The sequence below is a fragment of the Actinoalloteichus spitiensis RMV-1378 genome, assembly GCF_000239155.1.
GTDB classification, from domain to species: domain Bacteria; phylum Actinomycetota; class Actinomycetes; order Mycobacteriales; family Pseudonocardiaceae; genus Actinoalloteichus_B; species Actinoalloteichus_B spitiensis.
In genome coordinates this window covers 1-2526 of sequence record NZ_AGVX02000185.1, presented here as the reverse complement: position 1 = coordinate 2526, position 2526 = coordinate 1, and the positions used below count along the sequence as shown (strand labels likewise).

3 protein-coding genes are annotated in these 2526 nt (G+C 75.9%); 1 reads left to right on the top strand and 2 read right to left on the bottom strand.

Annotated features, from left to right (window positions below; genetic code table 11):
* Positions 1–502 (bottom strand): hypothetical protein (locus ACTIDRAF_RS28040; protein ID WP_245533487.1); only part of this gene is annotated, 502 nt, incomplete at its 3' end.
* A gap of 107 nt (positions 503–609) precedes the next feature.
* Positions 610–1665 (bottom strand): uroporphyrinogen decarboxylase/cobalamine-independent methonine synthase family protein, encoded by a 1056-nt coding sequence (locus ACTIDRAF_RS0209680; RefSeq protein ID WP_016698539.1) that lies wholly within the window; start codon positions 1663–1665, stop codon positions 610–612.
* Between the two features lie 171 nt (positions 1666–1836).
* Here ACTIDRAF_RS0209680 and ACTIDRAF_RS28035 point away from each other — a divergent pair.
* The coding region (locus ACTIDRAF_RS28035; RefSeq protein WP_052168763.1) for a pyridoxal-phosphate dependent enzyme at positions 1837–2526 on the top strand (690 nt) is incomplete at its 3' end.

The following is a 2526-nucleotide window of genomic DNA, read 5'->3' as shown; positions in this document are numbered from 1 at the left end:
AGACCGCGACGTCGACCAGTCCCGCCGACTCGTCGACCATCGGCGCGACCCGGACGTCGGCGAGTTCGATGCGGTGGGCGCCGAAGTTGACGGTGACACCGGTCGGGTCCGGGACCGGGGGCACGGAGTCGTGGTACTCCCAGATCGCGCTCTGCGGCGGTGCGGCGGCCATCCAGGCGTCGGTGTAGGCCCGCAACGCGGGATCGCCCTGGCCGCTGATCACCAGGGCGTAGATGGCGTGGACGCCCCGTTCGACCGAGAAGTGCAGGTCGGGGTGGAGCAGTTCGACGGCGGAGCAGAGTTCGTGCTCCACGCGGTGGGGTTCGCCGTCACCGAGTGCGGAGCTCAGGCCGGGCAGCAGCTCCTCCCACCGCCGCCAGAAGGCGGCGGCCGCCACCTCGGGTGCGGCGCCCGTACTGGACGGATCACCGTCGGACACTTGGTCGCCTGGGTCGGGTTCGGAGGACCAGACCCGGCGGAGGAACCTCTTCACAGCGCCCATTGTGCGCGACCTCGGCGCCGATGGCACCACCCCGTCGTGCGCCCCGGCCCCCTCGTCCCCCGTGTCACCCGTTCCGGTCGGCCTGCGCTGGCCTCCCTCGACGGGCGTCAACCGGCCCAGCTCTCGGGTGGCTCGACGAAGGCACGCCCGAGGTCCCGCACCAGGGTCAGGGCCGTCCGTGCCCAGTCCCCCGTCGCACCGGCGAGCCCGCATGCCGTCGCGGGGACCAGCAGGTCCGCCAGCCGGGGCCGGGCGAAGCCGAGGCGGTCCGCCAACGCCAGCGCGGGAGCCGCGGCGGCCCGCAGCCCGAGCGGCCCGGTGGGCGGAGTGCCCGGGACCAGACCGAGGGCCAGCCTGGTCCCCCGGTCCCAGGTCTCGCCCAGCTCGTCCCAGAACGCGGTGTCAGCTCCGTCGAGGGAGGCCGCGTCGAGGGACACGACGTCCGCGCCGGCGTCGGCGAGCAGCCGCACGGGAGGACGCCGCGCGCAGCAGTGGACGAACACCGGCGTACCGGTGGCTTCCCGGGTCGCCTCGACGACTCCCCGGAGGAGGCGGATCGCGTCCGGCTCGGGTACGGCCGGCACGGTGCCGTAGCCGGACGGGGTGGGAAGGCCGCCCCGCAACACAGCCGGCAGGGTGGGCTCGTCGAACTGGACGACCAGGTCGGACCCGGTGCGCGACCGCAGCTCACCCAGGTGCTCCCGCAGCCCCTCCAGCAGCGACTCGGTGAGGTCGCGCAAGGCTCCCTGGTCGGTGAGGACCCGGTGGCCCCGGGGCAGTTCCAGTCCGGCGGCGAGCGTCCACGGCCCGGCGACCTGGACCTTCAGCAGGGGCGGGCGGTGCCCGACCTCCTGGAGCGCCTGGTCGAGGCCGTCGAGGTCCCGGTGGCGGAGGTCGACGGCGCGCCGGAAGTCCGCCCCGGGACGCGCGGTGAGGCGGTAGCCGGACGGCACTGATTCGAAGGGCATGCTCACGAGGAGCCCGGCCGCGCGCCCGATCAGGTCGGCGCCGAGCCCCCTGGCGGGCAGTTCCGGGAGGTGGGGGAGGTCGGGCAGTTCGCCCAGGACGATTCTCGCCGCCTCCACGGGGTCGGTGCCGGGCATCGACCCGATGGCGGTGGCCGTGCCGGTGGGCCAGGGGGCGGTGCGTGCTGCCGAGTTCACGATCGCAGTACCTACCACCCGGTGGGCTTGGGCGGACGAGCGGCCCCGCCCCCGGCTGGTGTTCCCTGGCCGCGGGCCTGGCAGAGTGTGCCGATGAGCACCAGCCAGTCCGCCGGTCATCGCCTGCCCGCGGCCCGTCCCACCCGGCCCGGCCCGGCCCCCACCCCCGAGATGGTGTGGAGCGCGGCCAGCCGCATGCGCCCGTACCTGCGCCGCACCCCGCTGCTGCGGGTGGAGGTCGACGGGCGCCCCCTGGTGTTGAAGCTGGAGCACCAGCAGCTGACCGGCTCGTTCAAGTTGCGAGGCGCGCTCAACGCCCTGCTCGCGGGTGACCGGGCACGGCGGGTCGTCACGGCCTCGGGCGGCAACCACGGCCTGGGCGTGGCGACGGCGGCGGGGCTGCTGGGGTTGCCGGCCGAGGTGTACGTGCCCACGACCGTTCCGGACGGGAAGGCCCGGCGGATCGAGGCGACCGGGGCCACGCTCGTCCGGCACGGGGACCGCTACGCGGAGGCGGAGGCGGCCGCCGTGCTGGCCGCCAGCGGCGAGGGCGTGCGGTACGTGCCGGCCTACGACGACCCGGAGGTGGTCGTCGGGCAGGGCACGGTCGCCGCCGAGGTCGTGGCGGACCTGCCCGAGGTGGACGCGGTGGCCGTCGCCGTCGGAGGTGGGGGGCTCGCCGCCGGTACGGTGCTCGCCGCCGGGCCGGAGCGGACCGTGGTGGCGGCGGAGCCGGTCGGCTGCGCGGCGCTGAGCCACGCGTTGGCGGCCGGGGAGCCGGTGGACGCCCCGGTGGCGTCCGTCGCCTCCTCCGCGCTGGGCGCGACCCGCGTCGGAGACCACCCCTTCGCGGTGCTCGGC